This window comes from Candidatus Obscuribacterales bacterium, from assembly GCA_036703605.1.
Classification (GTDB): Bacteria; Cyanobacteriota; Cyanobacteriia; order RECH01; family RECH01; genus RECH01.
The window spans coordinates 1-6,650 of the sequence record DATNRH010000661.1; the positions used below are offsets into that span (position 1 = coordinate 1).

Annotated in this window: 7 protein-coding genes; all 7 read right to left on the bottom strand. The window is 53.0% G+C overall.

Translation table 11 applies throughout. From position 1 onward, the window contains the following. Positions 1 to 413: 413 nt before the first annotated feature. Positions 414 to 1,436, bottom strand: a complete 1,023-nt coding sequence (locus V6D20_13830) for a succinylglutamate desuccinylase/aspartoacylase family protein (GenBank protein HEY9816859.1) — start codon at positions 1,434 to 1,436, stop codon at positions 414 to 416. 45 nt (positions 1,437 to 1,481) lie between these two features. Continuing rightward, positions 1,482 to 2,480 carry a 30S ribosomal protein S6--L-glutamate ligase gene (gene rimK / locus V6D20_13835; GenBank protein HEY9816860.1) on the bottom strand — a complete coding sequence of 333 codons (999 nt, stop codon included), beginning with the start codon at positions 2,478 to 2,480 and terminating at the stop codon, positions 1,482 to 1,484. Continuing rightward, positions 2,477 to 2,977, bottom strand: coding sequence for an ATP-dependent zinc protease (locus tag V6D20_13840; GenBank protein ID HEY9816861.1), 501 nt, complete (start codon positions 2,975 to 2,977; stop codon positions 2,477 to 2,479). Before V6D20_13840 ends, rimK begins: the two co-directional genes overlap by 4 nt. Before the next feature lie 42 nt (positions 2,978 to 3,019). Then, positions 3,020 to 3,700 (bottom strand): 5'/3'-nucleotidase SurE, encoded by a 681-nt coding sequence (gene surE, locus V6D20_13845; protein ID HEY9816862.1) that lies wholly within the window; start codon positions 3,698 to 3,700, stop codon positions 3,020 to 3,022. A gap of 23 nt (positions 3,701 to 3,723) precedes the next feature. Continuing rightward, positions 3,724 to 4,749, bottom strand: a complete 1,026-nt coding sequence (locus tag V6D20_13850) for an aromatic ring-hydroxylating dioxygenase subunit alpha (GenBank protein HEY9816863.1) — start codon at positions 4,747 to 4,749, stop codon at positions 3,724 to 3,726. A 205-nt stretch (positions 4,750 to 4,954) separates the two neighbouring features. Next, entirely contained in the window at positions 4,955 to 5,560 is a 606-nt protein-coding gene (locus tag V6D20_13855) for an HD domain-containing protein (GenBank protein ID HEY9816864.1), read from the bottom strand. A gap of 93 nt (positions 5,561 to 5,653) precedes the next feature. Continuing rightward, positions 5,654 to 6,650, bottom strand: a 997-nt coding sequence (gene ppk1 / locus V6D20_13860) for a polyphosphate kinase 1 (GenBank protein HEY9816865.1), incomplete at its 5' end; no start/stop codon positions are given.

The window sequence follows — 6,650 nt, forward strand, 5'->3', positions numbered from 1 at the left end:
GAGCGGTGGCTCCGCCACGTCTTGTTGTGGCTTTTGGCGTGGATCTGGTCGGTGATGAGATGGTTTAGACGCGATTTGGAGAGTACTAGGCAACGTGACTGTACGGTCTAGGGATTGCGGTTATCTATCGGTATTGTTGTCTGCAGGTCAAACTAGATAGAAATCATGCTGCACTGAGGAAGATTCCCTTTTTTCAGCAAGCCCTAGTTAATTGTAATAGGGTGCTAGCAACCAGAAAAAACTCTCTTATCCTTGTCAAGCCGAGTTTTGGGCAATCGTAGTCATTCATTGTGCTGGATATTTTGGTTGCTTTCAGAAAGAATATTAATAGATTTAGGGTAACCAAGATCATGGTTGTATAAAAAGATGTCCATAGATGAGTTAGGGTAAGTTTCGGATCTAGCGATCGCCCCCTAGGACTCAGTCACCGCGAGATGAAATAGACCATCGCCTTGATTGACCAGGGGATTATTGGTATGGCCGATGACAATGCCGTTGTAGGGACTATCAATTTTACTGGTGCGATCGCCGAAGGCATCGGTGATGAAGCCCAAAGATTGTTTTTTCTGAATCGACTGTCCTAAGGTCACCGCTGGGTGCAGCATCCCGCTTCGACTTGCCCGCACCCATTTTGTTTCTTGCACCTCGATGGGATCAACTGAAGAATGAAGGATGGGTGAGCTATACATCCCTAATGCCGACATCACTTGTAAGATGCCCGTCACGCCGGTAGCGATCGCTGCTTGATCAAACCGTAGGGCCTCTCCAGCTTCGTAGAGCAACACTGGAATACCGCGATTGGCTGCCGCTTGCCGCAGGGAACCATCCCGCATGGATGAATGAATGATAATGGGTGCCCCAAAGGCCTTCGCTACCGCATAGGTCTTGGCATTGCTGAAGTCGCCGCGCACCTGAGGCCAGTTGACCCGATGAAAAGAGGCGGTATGTAAGTCAATGCCGTAGTCGCAATGGGCGACCACCTCAGTCATAAACAAATGAGCAAGGCGAGCTGCCAAAGAGCCGCGCTTGGAGCCAGGAAAGGATCGATTTAAATCACGGCGATCGGGTAGATAGCGCGATTGTTCGATAAAGCCAAACATATTGACAATGGGAACGGCAATCAGCCGTCCATGCAGGCGATGGGGTTTCACCTGGGTGAGCACCTGGCGGATAATATCCACACCGTTAATTTCATCGCCATGAATAGCGGCACTCAGCCAAAGACAGGGCCCTTGATAGCGCCCATTGATCACCGTCACCGGTAAACTGAGTAACGTTTGCGTCGGTAGGCGGGCAATGGGAAGTTCTAGACGCTGCTTGCGTCCCGGCAGCACCTCCACTCCACCAATCGCGATCGCCGTCCCCGGCTGACGACCGAGGGGCGATCGCTCTTCGACTCCACCCTTTGTATCCCTGCTGACATTGACATCACTCATGCATTCCAGAGTATCGCAAACCTGCAGCACTGTGGTTAGCCATGGTTAACCATTGAGGCGATTTCGGCTGCGTTGCGGCGTAGCATTTTTGGCCACAAATTCAATAATCTTACCTGCCACATCCGCCTGGGTTGCCGCTTCAATGCCCTCTAGACCAGGGGATGAATTCACCTCCATCACCACGGGGCCATGGTTTGATCGCAGAATATCGACCCCTGCCACCCGCAGCCCCATGGCTTTAGCCGCCCGGATCGCCGTGCTACGCTCCTCCGGAGTGAGTTTAATTTTGGCTGCCATACCGCCCCGGTGCAGGTTAGAACGAAATTCGCCGGGGGCTCCCTGACGCTTCATAGCCGCTACCACCTTGTCGCCAATCACAAAGCAGCGGATATCCATGCCCCCAGCTTCCTTAATAAACTCCTGCACCAAAATATTGGCATCCAGGCCACGGAAAGCTTCAATCACCGACTGGGCTGCCTGTTTGGTTTCCGCTAGCACCACGCCAATGCCCTGAGTACCCTCCAGCAGCTTAATCACCAGCGGCGCACCGCCGACAATTTCAATCAAGCCTTCAATATCTTTCGTGGAATGGGCAAAGCCGGTGACTGGGAGACCAATCCCCTTCCTGGCCAAGAGCTGTAGACAGCGCAGCTTGTCCCGCGATCGCGAGATCGCCTGGGATTCATTCATGCAAAAGACGCCCATCATCTCAAACTGCCGCACCACCGCTGTACCGTAGAAGGTTTTGGACGCGCCAATCCGCGGAATCACTGCATCAAAATCATCCAAAGGATCCCCTTGGTAGATCACCTGAGGACGGTGGGAGGTGATATTCATGTAGCAACGCAGGTAGTCAATCACCCGGATCTCATGGCCGCGTTCCTCACCGGCTTCCTTCAGGCGTCGCGTGGAATAGAGGGACGCTTTTTGCGACAGAATGGCGATTTTCATCGATTTAGCGGGGGAATCGGCAGGGCTAGAGTCAGCAGTCTGGCTCTGATCAACATAGGAATCATGGTCATGCAGGTCGTTGTAGTCTGTCACGGCTCTGGCTCGGTGAGATGGATGAACAAGGAATCTGAACGATGGACAGTGGAATGAACATCAGCACTTTGCAGGTACGATCGCCCTGGGTCTACCCAGAATTTATGGCGCACGGCCTGCCGACCCAGCAGCATACGAAATCCCATCACATCGCGGTTGGTGAGGGTGAGTTCAATCGGCCAATGCTGGCCATTTAGGGCAACCCGCGTTTGAATGACAGGACGCCGTTCAGCATGGCCACCGGAGTTGCGCACCTCCCGCTCGTCTAAAAGCGGGGCTTCTGCGGTCAGGGTGCGATCGCTGTTGCGTTGCAAGGGATGAACCTGAAACCGTACCCAGGGCTGACCATCGCGCTCGATAGGCTGAATATGAAACGCATGGAGTGCAGAGGAGCGGGCCCCGGTATCAATTTTTGCCTTGATGGCTGTGACTCCCAAATCGGGCAGCACTAGCCATTCTCGCCAGCCAATCAGCGGCAGTTGGGTTGAGTCATTCACGAGATTGATGTCCAAACACCACGGGCTCACATCGAGGCCAGGCTACCACAGGCAAACCTGGCTAATAGCAACGTTGCCCCCAAAGCATACTGCCACATCTGAGTTTGGATCATGGAAGCGATCGCCATATTCGCCAGTGTAACGAAATTGCTGATCGACGACTTCAAACTCCGTGGGCAGGGGTTGGGTGCAGCACGAACAAAATACCAGGTTTGGCGGTGGATCGTCGTCCCCTAAATGGGGTAGATTGACGTTCCAAAAACAGCCAGGCTTCTGGGGTAAACCCAGCAGGTGATCCAGGACTTGAACGGTGAGCTGGGTAGCCCGCTCCCAGTTGATCGGCTGACGGCGGTGGATGTAGTGGGAAAAGGCGATACCTGGCAATCGCAGTAGGGCGGCCTCCCGCACCGCTGCTACGGTTCCCGACACATACAGATCTGCCCCTAGGTTACCCCCAGCATTGATGCCCGATAGCACCCAGGTTCCTTGAGGGCATAAATGGGTTGCTGCCACCCGAGTGCAGTCGGCAGGGGTGCCATTAATGGCGTAGGCCGTATCCGAGCGGCGCTGAATGGCGATCGCTGCTCCTCGGGTAATTTGGTGGCTGCAGCCGGAATATTGCTCCTGCGGGGCCACGATCACACTGTTGTCGCCAACGGCATTCCGCAGGGCCTGCAAACCGGGGGCATCAATGCCGTCATCATTGGTCAAAATAAACGTCATAGCTCTAGAAAACGCGATCGCTTTTAGAGTGTAGCGCTAGAAAGAGCGATCGCTGGCGCTTCAGCTCGTTGAATCAGGTGCGCCAATTTGCGCCGCATGATAATGCCGGGTTGATCCGTCCACATATGCTGCTCAGCATGGAGATCCAGGGGCACGTCATAGTCCGTCCCTTCCAAAATATCTTTATCCTCCAGCGTCACCGCTCGGTCAAAGGCGATAATATCCTGGGCCGGTGCATCCGCTTCCGTATCATTGCGCAGACAGAACTGGACAATCTGCGATACCTGATCATTCACCGGCGTCGCTGCGGTAAAAATTAGATGCACCAGACCGTTAGGATAGGTAATCCGCAGGGTGCGGAGAAAGGGTAGATACCAGGTGGCACGACTGAGGCGCAGGGTGCGATCGCTTTCCATGCCAAGATTCTGCTTCTGCATGTCAGAGTTTTTCACTGGCAGTCCATAGGTCATGGTCAGCCCCCAATCCATTTCTTCCAACGAGGTGGGCGGCGGTGGTACGGGTTCCTGGGAGATGCCAAAGGTCTTGTGATGGACAAAGTGGGGATGGGCATTGTCAAAGGAATTTTCCATCAGCCGCAAACCGGCACAGCGCCAGGGTTCATAGAACTGGGGAATGTAGCGAAACTGCGGATCCACAGCCTCGGGAATATCGGGAATATCTGCCAGCGGACTATCCAAGCAAACCCAGGCATAGCCGTAGCGCTCAACACAGGCATAGCCTGGCACCTGATAGGCCGGAGAAATGGGGCGATCGGGCACCTGGGGCACCTGCACACAGCGACCTTGCCCATCAAAACACCAGCCGTGGTAGGGACATTGAATTGCACCGTCCACCACCGTTCCCTGAGAAAGCCGCGCTGAACGATGGCAACAGCGATCGGCCACCGCCACCGGCTGCCCCTCGGCCGCCTGCCAAATCACCAGCCGTTGTCCCAAAAGCTCAAACGCTGCTGAGCCATGCTGAATCTGGGCGATGGGCACCACCGGATACCAAAACCGCCGAAATACAGGGTGCTGGGTGACAAGCATGGCTGATCTCCATCAAGGCTGAACTCGTAAACTCATGCCCATTAAACCAGGACACCTGCCAACGAATCGTTCCCAGCGTACCAAATGTCTAGTACTCTGAGGCGTCAGTAACCCGCCTGCTGAGGCGGAAAACCTGGTATGCCCTAGAAGTCCTTTTCGTTCTTCTATCTTCGTTTTTCTATTTTCGTTCTTCTATCTTGCGGTACTATGCGGCCCGCAGCAGTCCCGCCGCGATCGCTTCCTCGATCTGCGATTCCACCCAGGGCCACAGAGCCGGCGCGCCAACCTGCACCGCCGACATGCGATCGCGCACCTGAGCATGATGCACGCCATGCAGCATCCAGGTATGTCCATGGGTCTGCATATTATTCAAAAAGGGTTGCAGACAATCCAGAGCCTTAGCAAACTGGGCATCCGCCGTCACCTGCTCTTCATATTCATCCCACCAGGCGCGCAGTTGCTGTTCTTGCTCCGGCGGCAAGAGTCCAAACAGGCGATCGGCTGCTTGTATCTCCCGCGCTGCTTTACTTTGGTTGCCGTCGGCGTCATAGCAAAAGGTATCGCCAGCATCAATTTCTACCAGATCATGCACTAGGAGCAGACGAATCACATGCAGCAGACTCACCGGCTGATGGGCATATTCTTCGAGGGCGATCGCCATCATCGCGATATGCCAAGAATGTTCAGCACTGTTTTCCTGGCGCGAAGCATCGGTAATCAGGGTTTGCCGCAGGATGCCTTTAAGCTTGTCAATTTCTAAGACAAACTGCATCTGTTGCTGAAGGCGTTTTGGGTCAAAGGTTGGCAGCATTATGTTCTATTTAACGAAACGAGTCTAAGGGGTGCGATCGGCGATCGCTCCATGGTTCTATCATCCCACCCTAAGCCAGACTTAACTCATAGGCTACAGAGGTGTACTGGCCTTTAGGGCTCGTTCCATCAACAGTACCTGAGAACTACGTTCCTCCTCATCTGCACCAGGGCGACGCTGGATATAATGTCCATCCGGCTGTAGTTCCCACGCTTGGCGATTATCCGCCAGCATGATATCTAATACCTCTAGGAGGTCTTTCATCAGCCTAGGGTGAGTAATGGGCGTCATCGCTTCAACTCGTCGATCCAAATTACGCGGCATCCAGTCAGCACTGCCGATGAAAATCTCGCCCTCTCCTTCATTATGAAAATAAAATAGTCTAGAGTGCTCAAGATATCGACCAATAATGCTTAGCACGCGGATATTTTCACTAATGCCAGGCAGTTGAGGGCGCAAGCAGCAGATTCCTCGCACAATTAAATCAATAGACACACCCGCTTGAGATGCCTTATAGAGCGTTTGGATAATCACCGGATCGACAAGGGAGTTCATTTTTGCAATGATCCGCCCTGTTCCACCTTGCTCACAGTGCGCAATTTCTCGCTGAATTAGTTCTAACATGCGATCGCGTAGATTCACAGGTGCAACGAGTAGCTTCCGATAGGACTTTTGTCGCGAATAGCCGGTGAGGAAATTAAATAGATCTGTTAAGTCCGCTCCTAAATTTTCATCACTACTCAATAGCCCCAAATCCGTGTAGAGCTTAGCGGTTTTAGGGTTATAGTTGCCAGTGCCAATATGAACGTAGCGATTAATACGGCCATCCTCTCGCCGTACCACAAGCAGTACCTTCGTATGGGTTTTTAAGCCCATTAGCCCATAAACGACGTGAACTCCAGACTTTTCCAGCTTTCGAGCCCACCAGATATTATTTTCCTCATCAAAGCGAGCTTTCACCTCAAATAATACCGAAACGTGAATTCCATTTTCAGCTGCCTTTAATAAAGCATTGGTAATGCGAGAGTCTTCCGCCAATCGATAGATGGTCAGTTTGATAGAAAGCACTTTCGGATCCTCTGCTGCTTTC

Bases quoted from the DNA above. Each gene is read 5' to 3' on its own strand.
- V6D20_13830 (HEY9816859.1), bottom strand. From the start codon at position 1,436: ATGAGTGATGTCAATGTCAGCAGGGATACAAAGGGTGGAGTCGAAGAG.
- V6D20_13850 (HEY9816863.1), bottom strand. From the start codon at position 4,749: ATGCTTGTCACCCAGCACCCTGTATTTCGGCGGTTTTGGTATCCGGTG.
- surE (HEY9816862.1), bottom strand. From the start codon at position 3,700: ATGACGTTTATTTTGACCAATGATGACGGCATTGATGCCCCCGGTTTG.
- V6D20_13855 (HEY9816864.1), bottom strand. From the start codon at position 5,560: ATGCTGCCAACCTTTGACCCAAAACGCCTTCAGCAACAGATGCAGTTT.